Below are 24,453 nucleotides of genomic sequence, written 5' to 3'. Positions count from 1 at the left end.
AAAAGACCTCCCGAGTCTCCTTGATGCGGCGACCTTGCAGTGACATCCTTGCGCGAACCTTGCATCCGCCCGATTTTTTGAAAGGAACCCCAGTGCGTATCGTCGTCGTCGAAGACAACATCTCTGTCGCGAAAGGCATCCGCTATTATCTGCATGACGCGGGACACGCGGTGGATTTGCTACACGACGGTGAGCAAGCTGCAGCCTTCTTGATTGATGATGATGCGGATATTGTGGTGCTTGATATCAATCTTCCTAAGCGGGACGGGCTGACGATCCTGCGCGAGCTACGTGGCAGGGGCGACAAACGCCCAGTGTTGTTGCTAACCGCGCAGTCGGAAACCGAGGACAAGGTCAAAGGTCTGGATGCAGGGGCAGATGATTACCTGAGCAAGCCCTTCGAGATGGACGAATTCGGCGCCCGCATTCGCGCCCTGTCCCGCCGCGTGGGCAAACAGCCTGTACAAATTTCGCAGATCGGAAGCGTATCCTTTGATCTGACGGCCCGAACGATTTCAGGGGCTGACGGACCGCTGGACGTCCCACGACGGGAGGTCGCCTTATTTGAACGGCTTCTGATGGCAGACGGGCGTATCGTTTCGAAACAGCTGCTGCTTGATAGTCTTTACGGCACTGGCGCGGATGTGGACGAACCAGTCGTCGAAGTTTACGTTTCGCGGTTGCGCAAGCGACTGCAACCACATGGCGTGCAGATCACCGTAAAGCGGGGCTTGGGCTATGTGATGCAGGCGACACCTTGAATAATAGTCTGTCCCTTCGTGCGCGGCTGACGCTTTTGATCCTCGGGCCACTGATATTGGTAGCTGCCCTTGTGGGCGTTTGGGCCTATTTTGACGCGCAAAACAATGCGGGTGACAGGTTCGACCGATCCCTGCTTTCAACAGCGTTGGCAATTTCGCGCGATACGGCCGTGACCGGCGGCGACGCATTAAGCGAAGAAACTCGCGACCTGATCCGCGATACGTCTGGTGGCGCGGTGTTCTATCACGTTTTTGCACCCGACGGCGTTTTTGTGACGGGCTATGCGACCCCGCCTGTGCCTCCGAACGTGGTGCCGCCGGACGCAACGCAGACCTATTACGACGCCATTTATCGCGGCGAACCGGTGCGCGCTTTACGATTTTCCCAAAGCACCTCGATTGACGGGGTGACAGGGCTGTTCACCTTTACCGTTTGGCAGCAAACGGCGGTACGGGATGGGTTTGTGCGATCTCGCACGGGGCCTGTCTTTTTAATTATCGCGTCGATGATCGGCGCGCTGGCCCTGTTCGTCTGGTTTGGGGTCGCGCGCGGCCTTGCACCACTCACGGACCTGGAAAGCGCCATAGCACGGCGGTCCGCGTCCGATTTGTCACCCATCAAACGCCGCATTCCGCAAGAGGTCGTTGGGATCGTCGGTCGGTTCAATGATCTGGTGGCAGAACTGTCGCGCACGTTTGACGCCAAAGATGCTTTCATCTCGGATGCTGCGCACCAACTGCGGAACCCAATTGCTGGCGTGATGTCGCTGGCAGATTCAGTGGCCAATGCAAAAACCTATGAGGACGCGATGGTGCGTTCTGAAGATCTGCGCGACGCGGCGCGGGATGCTGGGCAATTGGCCAACAACCTTTTGACGCTAGAGCGCGCCCGCGCGACCCCAGCCGCTGGCCAAGTCCAGACCTTTGATCCCTTTGCGATCCTGAAACCACTCGTCGCATCATTCACCGTAACTGCTAGACAAATGGGCGTCACCTTTGAGGCCGTGCTGACCGATGGGCAAACTTATTTGACGGGCGATCCGGTCATGTTCGAGCAGGCCATTTTGAACATGCTAAACAACGCGCTAGCACACGGTGGGACTGACCTTAGCGTAGTGATGCTGCGTACTCAGCGATCTTCGGGCAGTTTTGACGTCACCGTCACGGACAACGGAGTCGGCATTGCCGCAAAGGATTTTGAGCGCGCTCTTGGTCGGTTCAGCCAAATTGGTCCAAGCGCGGGATCAGGTCTTGGGCTCCCGATTGCCCAAGCGGTTCTTGAAAGCGTCGGTGGGAAGATCAGGCTATCGAATACCGAGGACGGCTTTTGCGTTCTTATGACCTTTCCGCTGACCGCGTCACCGCAGCCTCTTTGACAAGGGCGGCCAACCGGTAGAACCCGTGCGCCATCTTCGAGAATGGCGTCAGCAGAAAGAACGTCAGCACCGTGCCCAAGTGTAGCGGAAGCAGCCAATTAACGGCGGATGTGCCTGTCGCAGAATAAAGGATCAGACCGGTGAAACCGACTGAGCCAAGCAACAGCACAAAGGCCATCTCACCGCCCCAAGCGTTGGGTGCGCCGAGGTTCGGATCCGCTTTGGTCTTGATCCACGCGAGGCCCACGCAGCCCAGCGTCAACAATATCCCGCCCGGCACACCCAGCAGTTTTGGCAGACTAAACAACCCATAAGGCGCTTCAAGCCCAAGTACATAGTGCAGGATCGTGCCGCTGGACGTGGAGGCAAAGCAAAGCAAGAAGCCATATAGCACCGCTTGATGCAGGTGGCGGCGGGCGTGGGTAAATCGATCTTCGCCCTCGAAATTGCAGCCGTCTCCGTGGCCCCCTTTCAGGTTGCGCATTTGGCCCGCAGATTTGGCCGCTTCCCAGATGTCGCCCATCCGTATTTTTCCGCCGCCCACCGTGCGCCAGTAATTGCGTAGCGACACGGCAAGAGCAAGCAGCGGCACCACGAACGCGGGCGCAAAGATCGCAACCATTAGGCCGTGAGACATGTAAGCGTAGAACCCTTCTCCGCCCTCGGGACGCAATGCTTGCGCAAGCGCGAAGATCAGGGACAGCGCCAAGACCAAACCGGCGGCAATCACAACGCCGTTCCGGTCAAACAGGTGGGCCAAACCGCGCGGCCATGCGTGTTCCCTCCAGCTGTCTTGGCGGACTTCGGCGAGGGCCTTGGGCAGGTTCAGATCGAATTCGTGTGGCGCGGTGTACTGGCAGGCATAATAGCACCCACGGCAGTTGTGGCACAGGTTGGCCAGTTGCGTCAGGTCGCCGTCGGAAAATGCGCGTTCACGATGCAAAGCAGGAAAGACAGAACAATATCCTTCGCAGTAACGACATGCATTGCAAATTTCGGCCTGACGGCGGGCTTCATTGAGGAAATCAGTTTGCATAAGCCGTGGCCTCCTTACCTGCGATGCGTCCGAAGACCGTGCCGATTGTCATCCCGAAACCGGCCAAATAGCCCTGCCCAAGGATCGATCCAGCCATTGTTTCACCGGCGGCCCAAAGGTTTTCGATAGGCTTGCCATCGGCGGAACACTGGGCGTTCTCGTCTACTTTGAGGCCGAGGTAAGTGAATGTGACGCCGGTGCGCAGGGAATAGCCATAGAATGGCGGCTCGGTGATCGGGCGGGCCCAGTTCGTTTTGGGCGGCGTGAGGCCGCTGGTGGTCACGCCGTCCAGCTCGGTAGGATGGAAGCCCGACGTGTCGCCGCAGGCGGCGTTGAAGGTGTCGACCGTTGCGCGCAGATTTTTGGGCGGTAGGCCCATGGTTTCGGCCAACGCTTCTAGCGTGTCGGCTTTGATTGGCGGGAAGACCGACGGCATAAAGAGTTCGAGCGATTTGGCGTCAATGATGACGTATCCAACCTGATCGGGTTGAGCGGCGACAAGACGCCCCCAAATGGCGTAACGTTTGGGCCAAACATCTTCACCTTCGTCATAAAAACGTTCTGCGTCCTTGTTCACAACAATAGAAAACGGGACGCAATCGAGGCGGGTCACGATTCCCCCGTCAAACTTCGGCGCGCGCCCGTCGATGGCAACGGCGTGACACTGGGTCGGATCGCCCACCTGTTCAACGCCTTGATCCAGAAGGTCCGCCAAAACCACCCCGCGATTGTAAGGCGTGCCTCGGATCAAGAAGTTCTTTGCCGCAGGTCCCCAAGCGCGGGCCAGCCAATCGGTGTCAGCCTGAAAACCACCAGAGGCGACGATGACCGATTTGGGTGAAAGGCTCTTGCCGGTACCTTCGTGGATGAAATCGACTCGCGTGATCCGCTGGCCTTCGCGTTCCAAATGGGTGACAGCTGCCTCATAAAGAACGTCGATGCCCAGCACTGCAGCGGTGCGATAATAGGCGTTCACCAACCCCTTCCCGCCGCCTAAAAAGAACGCATTGGTCCGCGCCAGCGACAGGGTGCCCGACAATGACGGTTGGAAACGCACACCGCGTTCTTCCATCCACGGCAGGCAGTCTTCGGAACGGCGGATCGCCAGCCTTGCAAGGTTTTCATCGGTCTTGCCGCCTGTGACCTTCATAAGATCGGCCACATATTCGTCTTCGCTGTAGTCATCAATCAGCGGGCCGAGCGGGCCAGAATGCATGCACCGAAAATTGCGCGTGTGGCGGGAATTGCCGCCGCGGTAGGGTTTGGGCGCGGTTTCAAGAATTTGCACGCGCGCACCAGCTTCGGCTGCGGTGATAGCGGCACAAAGGGCGGCGTTGCCACCGCCAATGATGACGATATCGGGCTGGTTGATCATAGGAGCCTCCTAGTTGATTACTCACTAGCAGGCTCAGATTTATTTGACTAATGCAACATTTTTTGGAATTGATGCAATATGCGCATCAATTATGATTTTCTCGACCTAGAAGCCTTCCTCGCTGTGAAAGACACGGCTTCGTTCCACCTTGCGTCCGAACGTCTCAATCTGTCGCAATCTTCCATCACACGGCGGGTGCGCAAGTTGGAAGAAGCGCTTGGGACCCAGCTATTCGAACGCACGACCCGTGATGTGCGCCCAACACTGGCAGCCAAACGTCTGCAAATTCGGGCCGAGGCGATCTTGCAAGAAGCCCGGGAAACCACACTCGCTATGCAGGACGAAAGCGCCGCATATGCCTATCAAATGGCGCAAACTGTCACGCTTGCCACGATTCCGAGCGTCATTGGCGGATTGGTCGCTCCGGCGATCTCGGAGTTTCGGGCCGCAGGCCACAACGCTCGTATTCGCGTGATGGACTTGGCGGCCAACGAAGTTGCAGAAGCAGTCGCACAGGGCGAAGCAGACTTTGGCATCGGTTCGATCCCCATGCTTGAACCGGTCACCGACTTCACGCCCCTCTTTGAAGAGTTGATGGTGCTTGTCCTGCCGCTAGATCACTTGCTTGCATCAAAGGACAGCCTCACATGGCACGACCTTTCCGACATTCCGCTGATCTTGCCTGCCCGCGGGACGGGCAACCGACTGCTTATCGACGAAGCCCTTGCCCGAAACGGAACGCCAGTTTTGTGGACACATGAAGTGGGCCGTACGACGACGGCGCTGGAACTGGTTTCGCAGAAAATCGGCGTCGCCGTTCTACCGAAAATGGCACTTGATGGCTGCTCGTCCGGAGGTGTCGTTTGGCGCCCTATGGCGGACCCAGCAATAAGCAGACCGATCGGCCTTTTGAGCCGTTTAGGGCACGAAAATACGGCTTCAGCGCGCGCGTTCATGGACGTAATTGTCGGATCTGTACGCGGCTGAAGTCCGCCGACAAAGGATCAATTCACCGGTAATTCCAAATTGCCGATTTCGACACGGACCGGTATATTAGCTGTTCAACAGAATAGAGATTTCGTCGTCGATGCGGGTTCGGTGCCAGCTGCGGTTGAAAGCGTTACGTGTTGCCAAACGTCTGCTTTCTCGCCGAAGCAGTCATTCATGCGCGGTGCAGCGTCAGTTAAAGTGAACCCAAGGCAAGCCTCAGATGCAGTACATCATCAGCCCGTAACGCATAAATTTCGGGTGACTGCCCAAGGATTCATTCAACGCGATGAACAAGGGGCACGCAGATCAATTAGAAGAACGGCGATCTTCGTGCAGTTCTGCTTATGTCTGGCATATAGAGGTGGACCGCACTGTAAGATAGATGGGAGTTGAACTTGAAAGCAAAAACCCTTGGAAGATGAGCGCTTGGGCCGTTTGCGAAGAATTGCCCCAAACGGACATTGCCGATTTTCGTCGATTTTCAAGCCAGAGTTACATAGCCTGCTGACAACGCAGGCGAATGCATCCAAGACAGTGCAAGCACGGTTTCCCGCGGTCGTGTATGCCACACCCGGCTTTGTACCTCATTGGAATTCACATGGTACGTCTTGGGAAACGTTGCGCGAACTATGAATGCAACGTGTCCTTCTTGATGCATGTATTGCGGTTTAGAAGTTCAGCTTTTGGCCAAACTTCTAAACTATTTCCGACGTCTTAGCATGCCACGGCTCAAACGAAACGCAAATCAATCGTCCAATATTGATGTTGGTTCTTGCGAGGTGAGATTGGGTTGAATCCCAAGGGCGTATGTTGGCCAGGCACAAATCTGACACGGCGTCGACCTTCGGCTTCCAGATCATTGACCGGACGGGTTTCATGCGATCTGCCGCCAACATGCGACACCGAATACGTCAAACCGCCAACCGATCTGCCGACTGTTTTGTCGTAAATATCAAAAACCAACGGTGCATGGGATGGGATTGTCGGGTGCAATGATGACCACGGTTGCCAACTGCGGAACCGGACGCCCGCACCGCGTAAGTTCGGGCCGTAGTCTCTCAAAGGCACCTCGACTTGGTTACAGGTCAGGATGTAGCGGTCCGACCATGGCCCTTCAATTGTGGCCTCGACCCGTTCCAAAGAACTATCGACATAACGCGATGTGCCGCCACCGGTGCTTTCCTCACCCAAGACAAGCCAAGGCTCAATGGCGTTGCGCAACCGCAGGGTCACGCCTTCGACCTGTACCGAACCGACCTCTGGAAAGCGGAATTCGTACTGAGCGTCATACCAGTCATCACGGAAAGGAAAGCCATGTGCGGCCGACAGATCCGAAAGCACCTCTTTGAAATCGGACATCACATGATGTGGCAATAGATATTTGTCGTGCAGCGTATCGCCCCACGGGATCAGCGGCTCGGTGTAGGGTTTTTCCCAGAACCAAGACAGTAATGCGCGGATCACCAAGGCCTGTGCCATCGACATCTGCCAATGGGGCGGCATTTCAAAGCCGCGAAATTCGACAAGACCAAGCCTGCCTGTCGGGCTATCTGGCGAGAACATCTTGTCGATACAAATCTCGGCACGGTGCGTATTGCCGGTCAAATCTGTTAGCAAATGGCGCAAAATGCGATCCGCGAGCCAAGGGGCCGATTGGCCGGTTTCCTGCATACGCGCAAGTTCGGTCAACGCGATTTCCATTTCATAGACGTTGCCTGACCGTCCTTCGTCAAACCGCGGCGCTTGTGATGTGGGGCCAATAAATGTGCCTGAGAACAGGTAGGACAGCGAAGGGTGGCGCTGCCAATAGCGCACGACTGATGCCGCCAAATCGGGTCGCCGCAGGAACGGGCTATCGGCGGGTGTTTGGCCACCAACGACGATATGATTGCCGCCACCTGATCCTGTCAGCCGTCCATCGACCATGAAGGTAAAGCTATCAAGGCCGCATTGCCGCGCTTCTTCATACAGCGCCTCAGTGATTTGACGCAAAGCAGACCAGTCGCCGGCAGGATGAATGTTGACCTCGATCACACCGGGATCGGGGGTCACGCGGATCACGTTCAATGACGGATCCCGTGGGGGTTCGTAGCCTTCGATGCGCACAGCAAGATCCATGTCTTGAGCGGCTTCCTCTGCGGCTTCGATCAGATCGAGATATTCGTCAGCTGATCCGGTGGGCGGCATAAACACATGCAGGATGCCGTCGCGAGCTTCGACCGTGAGCGCGGTGCGGATGGGCATGCCTTCTTCCCAGAACTGCTGCTCGCCTGCGATCCAGTCGTCAGAAGCACCGATGTCGCGCAACCAGTAATCGGCCTGATGTTCCTGCGCGGGACCTGCGGCCCCGCCCATCGCGTTTTGCATGACGCGCTGCGATGGCGGCGGTGGTGCGCGGCGCGCCATTGGATCACGCACAAAGGGCTGGTCAATCCGTCTGCGCTTCCCACTTTTGTCTTTTTCGCCTTTGCGCAAAGTTCCTAGCGGAAGCCGCAAACCTGCAGGGCTGTCGCCGGGTGTCAAAAACAATTTGCCACGCCGCGTCGTCCATCGCTCGGACGCCCATTTGAAACGGCGAGCACCGGATGCCTTGGCCTGCGCCAATTGCAGCGGGATGGCGTAGCTTGAAGGCGCCGAAAGGCCGTTATTCATCATGCGAATTAGACGCGCGCGTTCTTGGGGGTCTTCGAGTTCGCTGTCTTCAGGCTTGACATCTTCGGGCAACAGCGCCTCTGTGCCCATAAAGTGCATAGGGTCTTCGTAAATATCGTGAACAAAGTCATCATCTAGCCCGAGGTTCTCGGCCAGCTTTGTCGCAAATGCGCCTGCTGTCTCCGCATCCGCAGAACCTGTCCCCTCTTTGGCAATGCGACCAACATCTGACCAGAGCGGCAAACCGTCACCGCGCCAGATAATCGAATAGGCCCAACGTGGTAGCGGTTCTCCCGGATACCATTTGCCTTGCCCGTGGTGCAGCACACCATGCGGGGCAAACCGTTCGTGAAGCCGCCGCAGCAGATCATCTGCATAATCGCGTTTGGTGGGGCCAACGGCGTCGGTTGTCCATTCGGCACCGTCGCGATCATTGGCCGAAATAAATGTAGGTTCCCCGCCCATGGTCAGGCGCATGTCTTGGGCCTGCAACTTGTTCTCGATGGACTGTCCCGCGCGGTCGATTTCGGCCCATTGTTCTGGTGATAGTGGACGTGTCACACGCGGTGGTTCAGCGATGCGGGTCACTGACATCTCAAAGCCAAACGTGACCTCGGCCTCGTCATGCGCCCCAGAGATTGCAGCCGCTGAACTTGGTTCTGGCGTGGCAGCAAGCGGAACGTGGCCTTCGCCTGCGAATAAGCCAGATGTCGGGTCCATTCCGACCCAGCCCGCGCCAGGCAGGTAAACCTCGGTCCAAGCGTGCAGATCGGTAAAGTCTTCTGTCGGGCCTTCGGGGCCATGCAGCGGTTTCTGGTCAGAAGTCAGCTGGATCAAATAGCCCGACACGAACCGCGCCGCGTACCCCAATTGGCGGAACATGGCGACCATCAGCCACGCGCTGTCACGGCACGACCCGAGCGCTTTGTTGATCGTCTCGGATGGGCGCTGCACACCCGGCTCCATGCGGATCGTGTAGTCGATAGCGTTGGCCACATATTGGTTTAGGGCCACAAGCCAGTCGTTGGTTGTGCCCTCTTGCACAGGCGCCTTGGCCACGAAATCCATAAACGCGTCACCGCGCGCGACCTTGCGCAGATAAGGGCGTAGGTCTTTTGCCAAGGCCTTATCATATGTGAACGGGACATTTTCAGCCGCGGCATCAAGGAAAAAATCGAACGGATTGATGGCGACCAAATCGACCACCAAATCCACGGTGACCGACAATTCGCGCGTCGCTTCGGGGAAAACCAGTCGGGCCTGCCAATTGGAATAGGCGTCTTGCTGCCAATTCAGATAGTGGTTTTTGGGTTCAATTTTCAGGCTGTAGCTTTGAACCGGCGTGCGCGTATGTGGTGCTGGGCGAAGCCGTACGACATGCGGCGCGAGCGTTACCAATCTGTCGTAAGAATAAGTCGTTTTGTGCGAAAGTGCCACTTTTATCGACATAAGTACATTTGTTCCTTAAGCTTTTGATAACGCGGCTTGGCAAGACGTGTCGCGTGTAGACGCTGTTATTAATCAGAGATGATCATCTTTTTGTGCAATCGCACAAGAGGTTACCGAAATATAAACAGGACAATGCATGTATAATGAGATGTTTCGCGACGCCGATTTGCGCAAAGAGTATTCTGTCATCGACGCATGGATGAAAAAGCACGGTCCTGAGGCACTTTTAGAACGACAAGCCGAAGCCGAAGCCCTATTTCGCCGCATCGGCATTACTTTCGCCGTCTACAACGAAGGTAACAATACCGACCGGTTGATCCCATTTGATATGGTCCCGCGTGTGTTCAACGCGTCGGAGTGGTCAATCGTTGAACGCGGATCAATCCAAAGGGCCAATGCGCTGAACGCGTTTATCGCCGACATCTATGGGCCCCGCGAAATCTTCAAAGCCGGGGTGGTGCCGTCTACGATCCTTGATGGCAATCCAGCATACCTTGAACAGATGAATGGCTACCGTCCGCCAAACGATATTTGGTCGCATATCATCGGTGTGGATATCGTACGCACAGATCAGGACACATTTTATGTGCTCGAGGATAATTGCCGCACGCCGTCCGGAATATCTTATGTTCTACAAAACCGCGAAGTTATGACGCGCATGTTCCCCGAACTTTTCGAAGGTGGGCTTGTCCGCGCAGTCGACGGCTACGGTGAACATCTGGCGACTGCGATGCAGGACTGCGCGCCGCCCAACTGCATGGGCACGCCAACGCTTGCTCTAATGACGCCGGGCCAATTCAATTCAGCCTACTACGAACATTACTTCTTGGCCGACCTCATGGGGATCGAGCTCGTCGAAGGGTCTGACCTTTTTGTTGAAAATGACCGCGTCTATATGCGGACCACGCGCGGCCCCAAACAAATTGATGTCCTTTATCGCCGGATTGATGACGAATACATTGATCCCGAGGTCTTCAATCCGGATAGCCTGTTGGGTGTGTCCGGTCTTATTCGAGCAATGAAGGCGGGCAATGTGACGGTGGTAAATGCACCAGGCACTGGCATCGCAGATGACAAGGCGATCTATACCTACGTCCCCGACATGATCAAATTTTATCTTGGCGAAGACCCGATCATTCCCAACGTGCCCACCTACTGCTGTGAGCGGGCTGATGATTTGGCCTATGTGCAGGCCAATCTTGCCGAACTTGTCGTCAAAGAGGTCCATGGGTCCGGCGGGTACGGGATGCTTGTTGGTCCGACCTCTACCCAAGAAGAAATCGCAGCATTTGGTGAAAAGCTTGCGGCGAACCCTGCGAATTATATCGCCCAGCCAACACTTGATCTGTCGACGTCCCCGATTTTGACGCCCAATGGCATGTCCCCGCGACACGTTGATCTCAGGCCTTATGTCATCTCTGGAAGAACCACATCTTTGATTCCCAGCGGCCTTTCGCGGGTCGCATTGAAGGAAGGATCGCTGGTGGTGAATTCCAGTCAGGGTGGCGGCGTGAAAGATACTTGGGTTCTTTGTGAGGAGGCGTCCAATGCTTAGTCGCACCGCCGCAGGCCTGTTCTGGATGTCACGCTATGTGGAACGTATGGACTTTATCGCACGCCTGTTGGACGCGGGCAGACGATTGGATGCTTTGCCAAGACAAGAGGGCGCGCCGCTAAGCGAATGGACGTCTGTCGTGATTGCGTCGGGGTCTTCTGCAACATTCCCAACCGATCCGGAGGCGGCTGTGGCCAAAACCGTTAGCGAATACCTGATCCGAGATGAAACAAACCCTTCATCTATTATCGCATGCATTGAGGCCGCGCGCTACAACGCCAAGTCTGTCCGCACGGCACTGACGTCAGAAGTATGGGAGGCAATCAACCAGACCCATGCCGAATTGAAACTAGACCTCGCACTTGAATTAGACCGTACAAACCTGAGCGCCTTCCTTGATAAAGTGCGGGCAAGATCGATCCTGATTGGCGGGGCTGTGGCCGAAACAATGCTACGCAATGATCGGCACGGATTTGTACAGCTTGGAAAATGGTTCGAGCGTGCGGATTCGACGGCACGGCTGCTAGACGTCAAATACCACGTGTTGCTGCCCCGCGTTTCTGACGTCGGCGGTGGTTTGGATTACCTGCAATGGCTGCAGATCTTACGTGCCGCCAATTCCGCAGGTGCATTCCGTCAGACTTACGGTCGCAATCTTGATGCAGAAGGTGTGGTCGATCTATTGGTGCTCAACAGCGATAGCCCTCGATCATTGCGCACGGCACTGTCGCATATCTACGGTGAACTGGTTGCGTTGACGTCGGATCAAAATCCACAGCAAACAGCACTACTGCAACGGGTCCGATCCGATTACACAGCGCTTATGGACCTAACGACCGGTGACGTTTTCGCAAAAGGGCTGCACGAATGGCTCACGCAATTCATAATGGACACAAACAACAGAGCAGTCGAAACAGCAAACGCGTTTGGCTTCGGAACAGATGACGTGACGGCCAATTCATAGATTATTCAAAAATTCTGGATATCGGCATCCTGAGCAACTTGCGGCGACACGCAGCTTGCCTCATAGATCACCGACCAGGAACCCCAGAGGATGGACCGAGAGATGACCTATTGTGTGGCAATCAAGCTGGAAACAGGTTTGGTTTTCTTGTCCGACACGCGCACAAACGCGGGTATGGACAACATCGCAAAATACAAAAAGATGTTTTCTTGGGAGGTGCCCGGGGAACGCTGTATCACCATGATGACCTCAGGCAACCTGTCCATCACGCAGGCGGTCATTTCGCTGTTGCAGGAAAACATCGATCACCCTGAAAATGGGCTCGAGACAATCCTGACCGCACCATCCATGTTCAAGATCGCAGAACTGGTTGGGGATGCGATGCAGGTTGTGCAGGCGCGTTACGCACAGGGCATGGCGCAATCTGGCGAAAGCACCCTTAGTTCAATTATTGTAGGGGGACAGCGCATCGGCGGTGCCCAACGGTTGTTCCACGTTTATTCCGCTGGAAACTTCATCGAGGCGACAGACGAAACGCCATATTTCCAAATTGGCGAACACAAGTACGGCAAACCAATCCTTGATCGCGTGATCACACCGCAAACACCACTTGACGTGTCCGTCACTGCAGCACTTTTGTCGATGGATTCAACGCTTCGGTCAAACCTATCGGTTGGCATGCCGCTTGATCTGAGCGTGATTGAGACAGACAAATTTGTTTTCTCGCAAAACCGTCGCATCGAAGACCTCGATCCGGACTTCCAAAAACTCTCGGACGGCTGGTCTGCCGCACTTCGGAAGGCATTTGACGAAATGCTTCACCTAAGTATCTAAACAAAAATCAAATTCGCGCTATTGGAACAATAATGATGATGCGTTCTTGCGTAGAATCAATTCATTATGCCTGACGCCCAATCGGCTTAAGTGTGCCGCTCCATCATTACGGAAAGTTGCATTGAGTGGCTGCTTATTCTTTTTGTGGCTGCGGTTCTGCAATTGCAGCAAACGCCCGCTTCCCGCCCAATGCTGCGTTTGGCTGCAATTGCAGCACGGCCCCCGCCCCATCTTTTGGATGCGTCACCGCGCCCTAGGCTCCAGCTGCAAGGAGCAGCTTTCACCCAGAACAGCGCAACCCACCGCCACCTGATACAATAGTCGGGCAACGTCTCCTTCAGAGCCGGTGCCTTTCCTTTGTCTCATGCTGTCTATGGGCCGCGCCGATCTGCCCTACGGGTGACGGTCGCTGGGGCAACGGATCTGCGATCCTGCGCTTTCTATGGCTGTTGGGGGTTCGGCCAAGCCGAACGCCACTGCACAGCGCTAGGGTGAGGGCGCGGCCCTCCCCCTCGGGCAAGTCCATTAGACAGCACCGGGTCCTCGGCTAGCGCCTGCGGGCCGCACCACTGCCGTCGAATAGACCTGACTCGCCCCCTCCCGCGTTCGCCACGTGGCAAGGTTTCAGAGCAAGCGCACTGCGTGCGTTGTCTTGAAAACCTGCAACGATTGAAGGGTGCGAGAAACAAGCGATGGCAATCAAATTGAAAAGAAAGGTCCGCAATGCACGCCGAAAAAGGCAACTTACCGCGCAAAAAGGCAAGTTATCTCGGTTTTCGACAAAGTGTGTCAAAAACACTCCAAAGTTGCCTTTTCAGACACAGGAAATCAAAGGGTTACAGGATTTCTGTAGAGCAATATAGCCTTTTCGACCAAGGTAAATTGCCTCTGACGACATAAGCGGACCTTCATAGAGACCGCAGCAAACGGCTGCTGAGAGCCCGACCCGGCCATTATGTATTTATGCTGCGTGCGCTCGCAGCGGGAGAAATGCGGCATGAGCGAAAAACCTCATGCTGTCGCGCGGCGGGAGAAACCGCCATTCGAGGATGCCGCAGCATGGTTTTGGATTCGAAAGTGCAGGTCGCGGAATATTGATGCCGTTCCAGATCTGTATCCTAAGGCCCGCTTTGATTGCTGATCGCTAGTTTCAAATCATCAACCAAAGCATCACGACGGCCATTCCCACCATCATGAGGTTTTCTGTGAGGCTGACAAACCCTAGCGGGACGTTGGAGTTTCCTCCAACGCACGCGCATTTCAGCTCGCGTTTGTCGATGTAGACGGCTTTGAAGACGCTGATGGCTCCGATGCTCGCAACCAGGAGTGCTGCGGGAGCGGATACCCAGGTCAGGATCATGCCGGTCATGAGGATGCCTGCACCTGTTTCTACGAATGGATAGATATAGGAGTAGGGCACCCACCTCCGAGCAAGAAGGTCGTAGTTGAGGAACATCGTGGAGAAGCCCTCGATATCGCGCAGTTTCTGCATGCCGAGAAGGATCATCGAGACCGAGATGAACCAGCCAAGCGTCTGCCATGTGATGGCGCCAAGAAACCCGATGGAGAGCGCGATTGCGGTCAGAGCTGCCACGGCAAAGAGATAAAGCACTGGCCGGTAGGTGGTTGCCTTTGGGTCCCAGCCGGTCAGCTTTTCGCGCAGGTCCGTATAGCCGCCAACGCGTTCGCCTTCGATCCATGCTTGGGGCGTCGTCTTGACGTCATGCTCGGCCTTGAAGCTGTCAACTTCGGCGCGTGTTCGGAAAAGCCTGTCATCGATATCATATCCCTGACGTTCAAGAAGCCAGCGCGCCTTTTGCCCGGATGGGCACAGATGGTCTGGCAAGGCCATTCGGTAAAGCACAGCTGTCTTGCCCACCGCCACTTCGGCGGGGTTTGTGTCTATGTCTGCAACGTCGCGTGTGTCTTTGGGCATTGGCTTCTCCGACGATCTATTTGCGTGTGTATCTCTCATTTCTATATACCCCCATAGGGTATATAATCAAGAGTTCGACCTTTGGTTCCGCACTCACTCGACTTTTTATCTGCCACCATGCGAAAAGGGACTATGCACGAAAACCGCGAAGCCACTTTGAAACGTCTGAAACGCCTTGAGGGTCAGGTCCGCGGGATCGCCCGGATGGTCGAAGAGGACCGCTATTGCGTTGACGTCTTGACGCAAATCGCGGCAGTCCGCGCGGCGCTGAAAGGCGTCGAAAAGCTCGTGATCGACGATCACGCATCCCACTGCATCGAAGATGCGCTCGCCTCGGGTGATCGTGAGGACCAGCGGGCGAAGTTCACCGAACTCCTTGAATTGCTCGACAAAGCGCGCGGCTAAGCCGTCAAAGATTGATCGGCGGTGTCGTCACGCTTGTGATCGTTGCCGTTGCCAACAGGATCATCACGACGGCCAGCATTTCCATCAAAATAGACCGCCGCAGGGCATGGGCTGCACCGGCTTTCTCGGCGCGCAACGCAGGAACGAGCCTCACCTTATTGAAAGCCGCAAAGCCCAGAAGTACCGCAACAATCGCGACTTTGAGCAAAAGCCCCAGGCCATAGGCTGTTCCAAATAAGGCAGTGACGGAGCCTGAAAGGAGCCAGGCGAGCGCTGTACCTGCAAAGATCAGGAAAGCCACTCCAAGAGCAGCGACATTGCCAAAGTGGTGCAACACGTCAACGCCCGAGGGAGTAAGCGCCGCGCGGCGCAAAGGCACAAGCGCACCAACCCAAAAAGCTGCGGTCAGAAGGTGAAGAGCAAGCAAGACAACGAGAATCATCCTGGGATCACCCAGAGCGTGGCCCACCTGAGCAAAAGATATGGCCACGGCAAGGCTGCCCAACAAAGCAATCCATTGCCCAATACGAGGCACCAAAACCGCCAGTATCGCAAGTTCGCCAAATCCACGCCAAATCGCGGCGGTGCCAAGCGGGCTTTCCCAAACAAACCCGAGCATCATCGGGTCCGTTGCGCCCTCAAAGCCCATCCCAGATATGCGGGCCGCACGAATGCCAATACGTATAGCCAACACAGTCAGGCCAACCAGTACCGCAACGACGGCAAGCCGCCTGGCAAGGCGCAGGACAGACGCCTCGGCGCGCTTCGCAAAGATGAAGGAAAACAAGACGCCCCCAATCGCGAGAAGAGCCGCGCTATAGCCAATCGCTTTGGCTACAATGGCCAAGACGGCAAGACCGTCGATTGGAGCCAGTCCGGTCACTCCGCGACCGTGAAGGAGAAGCTACCCTGCATCGGGTGACCGTCTGAGGCCATGCCGCGCCAGTCGAAACGGTAGCTTCCAGGCGCAAGCGCTTCCAATGGCACTGCCCGGAATTCCGTTGTTGGTTCCATACCGGTCTCGCGTTCGATTTCGATGTCATCATCGGTTGCAGTCAGCATGACGGAAATGATGCGCATCGGATCATCGAACCGCATTGAAAGCTCTGGCACTTCTGTGACAGTCGCACCATCAGCAGGTGTCGTTGCTTCGGACTTGGAATGCGCCGCAGCAACCACCGGAGCGACTGCGATGGCCAAACCGAGAAGGGCTTGTCTAATCATCTGAGTTTTCCTCTATTCGGACTGGGCATTGAGTGCGTCGTGATGCTCTCGAATATCACTGGGCCAGGTTGATTTGATGAAGGATAACACGGCAATGATCTCTTCATCGCTGAGCACTTCTTCATAGACAGGCATACCGGATGGGGGTGCATTCTCCATCAGTCCGGCAAGCCCATATTTGGTCAGGGTGAAGAGCGTTTCATCGTCGTGGTGCCACGTGTGCCCGGTCGCGTCATGCGGCGGTGCTGGTAGCAAACCATCTTCGCCCCGCATCCGCCAGTTCGCTTGCCCTTCTAGGCGCGCACCATGGCACGCAGCACATTGGTCCGCGTAGATGCCTTGGCCGTTGGCAACTACTTCGGCGTCGTCAGGTGACAAAAGACCGACCGCATCGGAGGGTTGGGCCATGACAAAGGCGGCGGCGAAACCGGCGAGCGCGAGCCCGCCGGTCATAAGAACTGCTTTGCGACTTGCCATCAGGTGTCGAAGGGCTGTGCTGTACCAGCGCGGTAGTAAACCATTCCGGTGCCCGCCTCTCCACCAAATGCGATGACGTCGTAACGGGCAGACGGGTCATCTCCCATGCCGGGGGAACCCATAGGCATGCCCGGAACAGCAAGACCGGTGATGTCTGGGCGATCGTGCAAAACAGTTTCCAATGCTTCGAACGGCACATGCCCTTCGAAGACATATCCATCCGCTTCAATGGTATGACAGGATGCCAGTTCAAGCGGTATGCCGCGTTCTGACTTCTGCGCCTCGGGGTCGGTCAGTTCCTCGACCGTGACGGCGTAGCCGCGTGCGCGAGCTAGGTCAGCCCAAGCGTGACAGCACCCGCAGCCTGGCGAAGCGAGAACGCGCATAGGTGTGCCAGCACGAGCAGGCAGGGCAGCCATGGCAAGAGCTGTTGCAGTTAGGGTGGTGAAGTGACGACGTGTGATCATGTCTGTCGGTCCTTTGATTTGAAAGTTGAATGGACTGCGGGCTAGCGCCCGTTGCCGCTTAGACTTTCGGAGGACCGGTTGGGACAGCTAGCGTCAGGTTTGCAAAGTCGAAGTCAGCGTTCAGAACACTAACAACCGATCTGCTCGCGGGAATGACCTGCAAAATAGCAGAAGCGGCCGCGAGATCGCCAAAACAGGGCATTGACCCCATGCCGCTTGAGGCGTCGCAGCAGTCCGCAAGTGCCTTCTCAGCATCAGCCAAGGGGTCGCTTTCTGATGTTTGGGCGTGGTGGTCGGCGTGATCCGATCCATGGTTCAAGCCATGCATCACAGATGCGGTGGATGCACCAGTGAATGCAAAAACAAGAATGATCGACAGAACCAAACGAAGCATAACCAATACCTACTGGGGGTATTTGGCTTTGACAAGTCACGAGGATGTGTCGCCGCGAGCCTGCCTAGTTGCAACCATTATGGCTACGCCACATGTCCGGATTATGCCCGTCTGGAACGGTGGCACAGGGATCATCTGAATAACCGCGCAAGACCGAGTACTGGCTGACTTGGGCATCAGTCAGCAATGGTAAAGTCAACAGATGGGCATTCAAATGGACAAGGCGAAGAGCTGAGCGCGCTTGACCTGCTTCTGCGACTAGACGTTCAAGCATATCGGCATCTGGTGCGCCTTGTTGAAACGCTGCGTCCAGCGATTGTTCCGCCGCGACGAACCGCTCCCCAGCAGTTATGGCGTCTGATAGCATCTGCGCCCGGACCACCTCGATGTCGGCGCGCTGCTGTTCGGTCAGACCGATTTCATCGGCAAGCTCAAGGAGATGCGTTGGCCCGGGAACGCCATTTAGCTCGGCGGCGCGTGCAAGACCCCAACCGCCGCCACGTGCGATCTCTTCCAAGTCGTCCTCGGAAAGGGATTTGATAAGGCGCGTTTCTTGCCCTGCATAGTCCGATGGGACTGAGCCGTAGTTTCCAGAGTGGTTTTGAGCAAAGGCAAAGGTGGGCAAGAACAGCATGAGGAATGCGAAGCGCTTGGTTGTCATGTTTGATATCCTTGTTTGATCCGGTATTTGCGCAAAGACATTGCATATGATGAGCAACATGAAACATGATAGAAATCATGTCAGATCATTGGCTCACATCATTCGAAGGCGCATCTGTTCGAACACTAGACGCAGGCGAGTATCTTTTTCGGCGTAACGACAAAGTTGAAATGGCCTTCCTCGTAAGAGAAGGCCATGTGCTCCTTCGCCGTGCTCTGAAAGATGGCGGGCTTCTCACATTGCACATCGCCAATGCGGGCGATTTGGTCGCCGAAGCGTCCTTGTTTGCAGATCAGTACCACTGCGATGCGGTCACGGATCGGACCACAAAGGTTTCGGCCATACCTAAGGCGCAGCTTCTGAAGGACTTTGAGAACGGTTCTTGGGGGGAAATCTTTCGGTAAGAGCATTGGAGCGAACGACCAGAGAACTTCAGGCACTGCGGACGCGCATTGAGATCATGCGGTTGCGAAAGGTAACAGATCGGCTGGATGCCTATCTCGAACTTAATGGACCTCCAAAAGAAGGTGGGTGGGTGCACGTCGCCGATTGGATTGGGGTGACGCCACCCGCTCTTTATCGCGAACTTGCGAAGCGTCGCCGGGACGATCAGGCATGAACCCAGACACAAATACCCTTCTTGAGATATCGGACTTTCTGGGCCTTGCAGCAACCAGATAGGTTCAGACTATAAGTTGTTGCGAAGTTGGTTCTCCTTCCTAAAATGAACTGGAGAGGAAAGATCATGTTGCCTGAGCAGTTTTCCGGTGGGTGCGCGTGTGGAGCAGTCCGATACAAATCCGAAGGTGTTGCCCGCTACATGGGTAACTGCCATTGCCGCGATTGCCAGCAGGCCACTGGAAGTGCCTATTTTCCAGCTGTGCTAGTGAAACAGACTGATTTCAGGCTTGAGAAAGGTGAACCAAAGTGGTTCGAGCGCCAAGCTGATCGCGGCCATGCAATGCTTCGCGGTTTCTGCGCTGAGTGTGGATCACCGCTGTTTCTGATCAACAAGGCAAGCGAAGGAGCAATGATCCTGTTCGCGGGTAGTTTGGATGATCCGAGTTGGTACCAGCCAAGCCGTGACATTTACGTGAAGAGCGCACAGCCTTGGGATCAAATGGACCCCAGTCTCCCGAAAGCTGATGGAATGCCTACCTAGCTTTTTAGCGTTGTTACATTTTGGTGTCAGTCGCAATCCGACTTTGGCTCGTTGCGTACCTCAGAAGAACCTCCCCACACGTGTCGCGTACTGTTCAAACGTGCTTCCGTATTTATCCTTGAGCCAAGGTTCCTCAGAAAATGGTGCGGCGATAAGCACTGCTATTCCCGCTAACCCGACGACCATTGCCCAAGGCGCTGCTGACAAGATCATCCAGCCACTTACGATGCCAATATCAGCGATGTACTGCGGGTTCCGAGAGTAACGATACATGCCCTCAGTGCGCAGGGTGCCTTTGGCTCCACCAGTCTGCGGCACCCCAAAGTGCGAGACTTCCATCCATACCACAATGTTGCCAAGGAGGATGAGAGGCAGGCCAACGCCAAACCGCACCCAACTTGGAATGGCCAGATCAGCCCAACCCAAGACACCAAGCAAGATGAGAACACCGAACAGCGTGAATGTCGGCACCCAGACAAGGAAAGGTGTAAGTGCCGTATAGCGTTTGGGCGGCCATATCCGCCGCGCAGGAAAGGCGATTGACCAAAGGATCGCGGCCAAGGTCATAGCCGCAATGCCCAGACCTAGAGCAACAAGCATGCTATGCATCATACGTCTACGTGGCCGTGGTCGATCACTTCCCGCCGTTCCGCGAGGGCTTGGCGCACTATCTGGAATGCTGACGACAGAAACAGTCCCGCCATGATTGTTGCCACGATCAGGTCAGGCCAGCCCGTTGCAGTGCCCCAGACGCCCAAGGCGGCGAACATAACTGCGACGTTGCCGATGGCGTCATTGCGGGAGCATAGCCAGACTGAGCGCACGTTGGCGTCACCGTCCTTGTAGCGCACCAGTAAGAACACACTGGCAAGGTTGGTGAGCAATGCCAGAAAGCCAACAGCACCCATGATCTCGGCTGTGGGAACCCCGACATAAAATACGCGGTAGACAGTCGATCCAAAAACCCAAAGCCCCATCAACAAGAGGCTGAAACCCTTGAACAGCGCGGCATTGGTACGGGCGCGAAGTGAGGCACCAATGACTGCCAGAGAAATGCCGTAGGTCATTGCATCCCCCGCAAAGTCGAGCGCATCGGCTTGCAAAGCCTGTGACTGCGCCAAATGGCCAGCCGTCATTTCAACTGCGAACATCGTCGCGTTCAATGCAATGACGATCCAAAGCCTTCGCTTGTAATCGTCTGATACGCCGTCAAATTTGGTGTCGTGTCCGCAGCAACCTGACATGGGTGAATCCTCTTTCATCTTACGTTGATGATAGTGTAATGTCTCTAGTGACTAGAGGTTCAAGAGGTTTCTTCATGTTTTCTATCGGCGAGCTTTCAAAACGCACAAAGGTCAAGGTTCCAACCATTCGTTACTATGAAGAAATGGGACTTTTGGCAGAAGCCGAGCGCACGAGTGGCAACCAAAGACGCTACGATAAGGAAGGATTGGAACGACTGAGTTTCATTCGTCACGCTCGTGATCTGGGATTTTCGATTGAGGCGATATCATCGCTCATCGAGTTACAGGATCATCCAGACAGATCGTGCAAGGCCGCAACAGACATTGCTGTTTCGCAGCTTGCAGATGTTCGCGCGAAAATCAAACGGCTCAAGCTTTTGGAAAAGGAACTCACGCGAATTTCGAAGGGATGTGATGGGCACGGCGTTTCTGAAGACTGCTATGTCTTGGCGTCTTTGGCTGATCATGAACTTTGTGAGAGGGAGCACTGATATCGATAACCAAAATTACAATTGCGGAAAAAGGGTGTTAGCCAACCTGCTAAGCCAATCACTTGACTGACTGGTATTGGTAGTTGGTTATGGCAATAGTCGTAAGATGAACACTGAAGAAATCCCTTCCCCATTCTTCCACCGAACCGCCGCAGTGCTCCAGGTGAACAGCCGCTCAGTAAGACCGATGCGGGACTTTTTTGTTGAGCGGCTCGGATTTGAACTTGGTACGGAGATTGGGGCTGGTCCAAAATTTGTGACTTTGGACAGAGATGGTCAGACAATCATGCTTGCTTGCCATCGAACATTTGGACTCCGAAAACATGGTTGGGCGGCCTATTTCTGGGTAGAAAACATAGAAGAGCTGCATGACGAATTCGAGCGCCGAGGCGCAAAGCTCAAAGGCCCGATAACCGACAAGCCATACGGTTGCCGAGAGATTGTAGCAATGGCACCGGGTGGCCGAGAAATCGTCTTCGGTGAGATAGCCGGTGCCCCGGCAGATTAGACGCGTCCATACCTAAACTCCGCAGCAGGATTTGCCTTCCTGGATCGGTGGGCAAGGAACTGTTGCGTAAGAACAATAGACGCAGCAATCCCCCTCAAGCGGTTTCAAGACAGTCTGACATGACTTGCATTCATAAAACCACTGGCAAGCATCCGTCGGCATAGTCTCGGTTTCGACGTGTCCGCAAGTTGGACAGGTGAGCGTAGATTCCAAAACTACTTTTGCGTTTTCTGTCGCCATATCGCGTACCCCGTCAGTAAAAGAAATCCCGCCAAAATCGGCAGCAAAACAGCATCGTTGTAGACGACACCAAGTAAGCCCGTCAGACCAAGCGCTGTCAGCGCGACCGGCAGCAACGGTGTGAAGCAACATAGCGCGGCCAAAATCGTGCCACCTACCCCGAGCACCAGGAGTTTGTTCTTCATCGAGTCGATCTCCACAAATCCCACATAAAACGTTGCGCTGACGCCTCCCAGAGCGGCGAAGACAGCGCGATCAAAAAGGCGATGGATGCAAGCGACGTCCAGATAATTGCAGACCGCCTGCGCGTTGAGCATGGCTTGCGCCGCAGCACCCGATACCAAGCCCAAACGAGGGCAATCGCGACAGCGACAAGAATGAACCCTCGGTAAGCGATGAATGGGCCAAGCATGGTGAGCCATGCGCCGCCAAGGCCTAATATCGAAAGGCCAATAGGCAAAACACAACATGACGCCGACAACAGCGCCAAAAGGGCTGCGAAGGGCATCACCAGGCGGGCAGCGATGCCGGTGTCTGCCACGGGTTGTTGATTTGCATTCATGTCCATTTTGCCTTTCTACTTTCTGTAGCCACTACAGGAGCAAGCGAAATGTTCACCATCGGCAAAGCGTCGGAACAAAGCGGCGTCAACATCGAAACGATCCGATACTATGAACGAGAAGGTGTTGTTCCGAAGCCGGGGCGTTCCGCAGGTGGACGTCGGCTATACTCATCCGATGAAATCGCCAAACTCAGGTTCGTGCGCCGGTGTCGCGATTTGGGCTTCCCGATCTCGATTATTCAGACCTTTCTATCTCTGACCGAGCAGAGCGACCGATCCTGTGGCGAGGTGAAAGCAATGGCTGAGAACCATCTGGGTGAGATCACCGCCAAGATTGAGAACTTAGTGCGCCTCCGAGACGCGCTCTTGAGCCTTTCAAAGAACTGCGAAGATGGCACTGCGGCTTGCCCCATGTTGGACGCTTTGATGAAGGATGGCTTTGGAGATGGCCTGCAAGAGTAAGGCAGCCTTTAGTTTGAGTTTCGCGAACGGTATCCCTGTCCCACCATCTTTCACATTTGCGAAGCGTACGGCGAAAGTTCGGTCTTGGTTCGGGCACAATCGGGGCCTCTGATCGACCGGTCTGGCGACATCAGCTGCGACACAGCGATGAACGCGCCGCGCGTGCGAACTAATGCTGCGTCAGCAACAGCCGCGCCTGCATAAGTCCGGTTTGTCCGCAAAGCAGACCTCGGTGCATCGCGCAGCTAATGCCCGTAAGGACCGTTTGAACGTCGTGCTGGGAGGCTTAATAGAGCGACCCATAGGTAGAGGACAAAGATGGCCCTGGAGTTTGTTACTTCACTGACGCAGCTTTAATTTGAATTCGCATCATGGTTCTTGTTGTGGTGCGACTACTTTTCCCCAATCACGTCGTTCGTGGACCCCGCCTCAGTCTTATTCGAGATACCACTGTCGCCACAGCGAAAGTAAAACATCAATTAGTTGTCAAGTTGCTAAATCGCGGCGCTAGCGCGAACAGCGGTTTGGGACAATTTTTATTGCCATGCTGCGACTTTGACTGCTGCCAAACCGTCTTTTCTTCGTTCCACAACAATTGAGATCGCTTCACCCGCCTCCAGTGATCCGAAACCTGACGACTTCATGGACTCTTGCCCTACGAAGATATCTTCGGTCGTTCCAAAAACGACTGCGAAACCGTAACCTTTGGACTTCGAGAACCATCTCACGCGCGCCGGTTGAAACGTCAAAGTGGATTGTTCAAACTGTTCCACTGGGTGGACCCCATAAACCTCGGTTGCCCGAAGACGCCCCGCTTCACCTGATACCTTGCATAGTACGGTTGCCCCTTCACTGATCGATGATCTATTGACCTGAAGAAGAACATTCAAATGCAGTAAGATATCTCCTTGCACGCCGGGCACGCAGATGAATCCGTAACCCTTTATACAATCGAACCACTTAACTGTGCCTTCGACCCGCCCACCGTCTGCAACCTCAATATCGTTTACTATCGTATTCACTGAGCACTCCTTCTCTTTGGTAAGGCTCCCGCTCAACCATAAGTGGAGCCGGGGATTGGGCACATATAGGGCGAACCATAGCAAATCAAAGCATATCGGACCGAATATTCAGTTGAGTACTGCTAGGGTTCCGCTCGGAGAGCTTTCAGCATTAACTCTTTTTAGCCACTTTTGAGGATTCCCAGTGTTTAAGACTCCAGCCGAAT

27 protein-coding genes are annotated in these 24,453 nt (G+C 55.1%); 12 read left to right on the top strand and 15 right to left on the bottom strand.

Translation table 11 applies throughout. The annotated features are described in order from the left end of the window. Positions 1–92 precede the first annotated feature (92 nt). Positions 93–761, top strand: coding sequence for a response regulator transcription factor (locus AC0L7R_RS04985; RefSeq protein WP_348106975.1), 669 nt, complete (start codon positions 93–95; stop codon positions 759–761). Then, positions 758–2,137 carry a sensor histidine kinase N-terminal domain-containing protein gene (locus AC0L7R_RS04980; RefSeq protein WP_473659241.1) on the top strand — a complete coding sequence of 460 codons (1,380 nt, stop codon included), beginning with the start codon at positions 758–760 and terminating at the stop codon, positions 2,135–2,137. Before AC0L7R_RS04985 ends, AC0L7R_RS04980 begins: the two co-directional genes overlap by 4 nt. Here AC0L7R_RS04980 and tcuB read toward each other — a convergent pair. Further along, positions 2,097–3,173, bottom strand: a complete 1,077-nt coding sequence (tcuB, locus tag AC0L7R_RS04975; protein WP_473659239.1) for a tricarballylate utilization 4Fe-4S protein TcuB — start codon at positions 3,171–3,173, stop codon at positions 2,097–2,099. The genes AC0L7R_RS04980 and tcuB overlap by 41 nt on opposite strands. Beyond that, positions 3,163–4,548, bottom strand: a complete 1,386-nt coding sequence (gene tcuA, locus AC0L7R_RS04970) for an FAD-dependent tricarballylate dehydrogenase TcuA (protein ID WP_473659237.1) — start codon at positions 4,546–4,548, stop codon at positions 3,163–3,165. The genes tcuB and tcuA overlap by 11 nt, the downstream gene beginning before the upstream one ends. Before the next feature lie 78 nt (positions 4,549–4,626). On the opposite strand from tcuA, the gene AC0L7R_RS04965 reads away from it, so the two are divergent. Beyond that, on the top strand, positions 4,627–5,535 hold the full coding sequence (locus AC0L7R_RS04965) for a LysR substrate-binding domain-containing protein (protein ID WP_473659235.1): 909 nt from the start codon (positions 4,627–4,629) through the stop codon (positions 5,533–5,535). A gap of 732 nt (positions 5,536–6,267) precedes the next feature. On the opposite strand, the gene AC0L7R_RS04960 is transcribed toward AC0L7R_RS04965, so the two are convergent. Then, complete coding sequence (locus AC0L7R_RS04960; protein ID WP_473659233.1) at positions 6,268–9,639, bottom strand: transglutaminase family protein; 3,372 nt, start codon at positions 9,637–9,639, stop codon at positions 6,268–6,270. Positions 9,640–9,775: 136 nt separating this feature from the next. Here AC0L7R_RS04960 and AC0L7R_RS04955 point away from each other — a divergent pair, with 136 nt between their 5' ends. The 3 genes from AC0L7R_RS04955 to AC0L7R_RS04945 all read left to right on the top strand — a co-directional run bounded on the left by AC0L7R_RS04955 (position 9,776) and on the right by AC0L7R_RS04945 (position 12,992). Next, entirely contained in the window at positions 9,776–11,194 is a 1,419-nt protein-coding gene (locus tag AC0L7R_RS04955; protein WP_473659231.1) for a circularly permuted type 2 ATP-grasp protein, read from the top strand. Then, entirely contained in the window at positions 11,187–12,158 is a 972-nt protein-coding gene (locus AC0L7R_RS04950) for an alpha-E domain-containing protein (RefSeq protein WP_473659229.1), read from the top strand. The genes AC0L7R_RS04955 and AC0L7R_RS04950 overlap by 8 nt, the downstream gene beginning before the upstream one ends. Positions 12,159–12,260: 102 nt before the next feature. Then, positions 12,261–12,992, top strand: coding sequence for a proteasome-type protease (locus tag AC0L7R_RS04945; RefSeq protein WP_473659227.1), 732 nt, complete (start codon positions 12,261–12,263; stop codon positions 12,990–12,992). A 1,150-nt stretch (positions 12,993–14,142) separates the two neighbouring features. On the opposite strand, the gene AC0L7R_RS04940 is transcribed toward AC0L7R_RS04945, so the two are convergent. Next, entirely contained in the window at positions 14,143–14,928 is a 786-nt protein-coding gene (locus AC0L7R_RS04940; protein WP_473659225.1) for a MauE/DoxX family redox-associated membrane protein, read from the bottom strand. A 132-nt stretch (positions 14,929–15,060) separates the two neighbouring features. Between AC0L7R_RS04940 and AC0L7R_RS04935 the strand changes: the two genes are divergently transcribed. Beyond that, the gene (locus AC0L7R_RS04935; RefSeq protein ID WP_220750648.1) at positions 15,061–15,333 is read left to right on the top strand and encodes a metal-sensitive transcriptional regulator; all 273 of its coding nucleotides are present in this window, start codon (positions 15,061–15,063) and stop codon (positions 15,331–15,333) included. A 4-nt stretch (positions 15,334–15,337) separates the two neighbouring features. Here AC0L7R_RS04935 and AC0L7R_RS04930 read toward each other — a convergent pair whose 3' ends face one another. The 6 genes from AC0L7R_RS04930 to AC0L7R_RS04905 form a co-directional block, all read right to left on the bottom strand. Beyond that, a complete protein-coding gene (locus AC0L7R_RS04930; protein ID WP_038006108.1) occupies positions 15,338–16,216 on the bottom strand; it encodes a CopD family protein in 879 nt (292 codons plus the stop codon). Next, positions 16,213–16,557 (bottom strand): copper resistance CopC family protein, encoded by a 345-nt coding sequence (locus AC0L7R_RS04925; RefSeq protein ID WP_052077296.1) that lies wholly within the window; start codon positions 16,555–16,557, stop codon positions 16,213–16,215. The genes AC0L7R_RS04930 and AC0L7R_RS04925 overlap by 4 nt, the downstream gene beginning before the upstream one ends. Before the next feature lie 12 nt (positions 16,558–16,569). Continuing rightward, positions 16,570–17,010 (bottom strand): c-type cytochrome, encoded by a 441-nt coding sequence (locus tag AC0L7R_RS04920; RefSeq protein WP_473659221.1) that lies wholly within the window; start codon positions 17,008–17,010, stop codon positions 16,570–16,572. Between the two features lie 23 nt (positions 17,011–17,033). Next, positions 17,034–17,501, bottom strand: coding sequence for a DUF411 domain-containing protein (locus AC0L7R_RS04915; protein WP_473659219.1), 468 nt, complete (start codon positions 17,499–17,501; stop codon positions 17,034–17,036). A 58-nt stretch (positions 17,502–17,559) separates the two neighbouring features. Further along, on the bottom strand, positions 17,560–17,895 hold the full coding sequence (locus tag AC0L7R_RS04910) for a hypothetical protein (RefSeq protein ID WP_473659217.1): 336 nt from the start codon (positions 17,893–17,895) through the stop codon (positions 17,560–17,562). Between the two features lie 64 nt (positions 17,896–17,959). Then, entirely contained in the window at positions 17,960–18,556 is a 597-nt protein-coding gene (locus AC0L7R_RS04905; RefSeq protein ID WP_473659215.1) for a Spy/CpxP family protein refolding chaperone, read from the bottom strand. 77 nt (positions 18,557–18,633) lie between these two features. Between AC0L7R_RS04905 and AC0L7R_RS04900 the strand changes: the two genes are divergently transcribed. Both AC0L7R_RS04900 and AC0L7R_RS04895 read left to right on the top strand, forming a co-directional pair. Beyond that, positions 18,634–18,960 carry a cyclic nucleotide-binding domain-containing protein gene (locus AC0L7R_RS04900; protein WP_473659213.1) on the top strand — a complete coding sequence of 109 codons (327 nt, stop codon included), beginning with the start codon at positions 18,634–18,636 and terminating at the stop codon, positions 18,958–18,960. A gap of 341 nt (positions 18,961–19,301) precedes the next feature. Then, the gene (locus AC0L7R_RS04895) at positions 19,302–19,718 is read left to right on the top strand and encodes a GFA family protein (RefSeq protein ID WP_473659211.1); all 417 of its coding nucleotides are present in this window, start codon (positions 19,302–19,304) and stop codon (positions 19,716–19,718) included. A gap of 60 nt (positions 19,719–19,778) precedes the next feature. Here AC0L7R_RS04895 and AC0L7R_RS04890 read toward each other — a convergent pair whose 3' ends face one another. Both AC0L7R_RS04890 and AC0L7R_RS04885 read right to left on the bottom strand, forming a co-directional pair. Continuing rightward, positions 19,779–20,318 (bottom strand): methyltransferase family protein, encoded by a 540-nt coding sequence (locus AC0L7R_RS04890; RefSeq protein WP_473659209.1) that lies wholly within the window; start codon positions 20,316–20,318, stop codon positions 19,779–19,781. Positions 20,319–20,326: 8 nt separating this feature from the next. Next, on the bottom strand, positions 20,327–20,962 hold the full coding sequence (locus AC0L7R_RS04885) for a cation efflux transmembrane domain-containing protein (RefSeq protein ID WP_038006127.1): 636 nt from the start codon (positions 20,960–20,962) through the stop codon (positions 20,327–20,329). A 74-nt stretch (positions 20,963–21,036) separates the two neighbouring features. Between AC0L7R_RS04885 and AC0L7R_RS04880 the strand changes: the two genes are divergently transcribed. Both AC0L7R_RS04880 and AC0L7R_RS04875 read left to right on the top strand, forming a co-directional pair. Beyond that, complete coding sequence (locus tag AC0L7R_RS04880; protein ID WP_473659207.1) at positions 21,037–21,453, top strand: MerR family transcriptional regulator; 417 nt, start codon at positions 21,037–21,039, stop codon at positions 21,451–21,453. Positions 21,454–21,559: 106 nt separating this feature from the next. Then, a complete protein-coding gene (locus AC0L7R_RS04875) occupies positions 21,560–21,961 on the top strand; it encodes a VOC family protein (RefSeq protein WP_473659205.1) in 402 nt (133 codons plus the stop codon). A 12-nt stretch (positions 21,962–21,973) separates the two neighbouring features. On the opposite strand, the gene AC0L7R_RS04870 is transcribed toward AC0L7R_RS04875, so the two are convergent. Both AC0L7R_RS04870 and merF read right to left on the bottom strand, forming a co-directional pair. Beyond that, complete coding sequence (locus tag AC0L7R_RS04870; RefSeq protein ID WP_473659203.1) at positions 21,974–22,201, bottom strand: GDCCVxC domain-containing (seleno)protein; 228 nt, start codon at positions 22,199–22,201, stop codon at positions 21,974–21,976. Further along, positions 22,177–22,518: a mercury resistance system transport protein MerF gene (merF, locus tag AC0L7R_RS04865; RefSeq protein WP_473659201.1), complete on the bottom strand. Its 342-nt coding sequence runs from the start codon at positions 22,516–22,518 to the stop codon at positions 22,177–22,179. The genes AC0L7R_RS04870 and merF overlap by 25 nt, the downstream gene beginning before the upstream one ends. 293 nt (positions 22,519–22,811) lie before the next feature. Between merF and AC0L7R_RS04860 the strand changes: the two genes are divergently transcribed. Next, the gene (locus AC0L7R_RS04860) at positions 22,812–23,225 is read left to right on the top strand and encodes a MerR family transcriptional regulator (RefSeq protein ID WP_473659199.1); all 414 of its coding nucleotides are present in this window, start codon (positions 22,812–22,814) and stop codon (positions 23,223–23,225) included. 536 nt (positions 23,226–23,761) lie between these two features. Here AC0L7R_RS04860 and AC0L7R_RS04855 read toward each other — a convergent pair. Next, positions 23,762–24,247 carry a cold-shock protein gene (locus AC0L7R_RS04855; RefSeq protein ID WP_473659197.1) on the bottom strand — a complete coding sequence of 162 codons (486 nt, stop codon included), beginning with the start codon at positions 24,245–24,247 and terminating at the stop codon, positions 23,762–23,764. Between the last annotated feature and the right edge of the window lie 206 nt (positions 24,248–24,453).

The sequence above is a fragment of the Yoonia sp. D2-7 genome (assembly GCF_055809435.1).
Note: the sequence above shows the minus strand (reverse complement) of the source record. Positions and strands in the feature narration are given on the sequence as shown.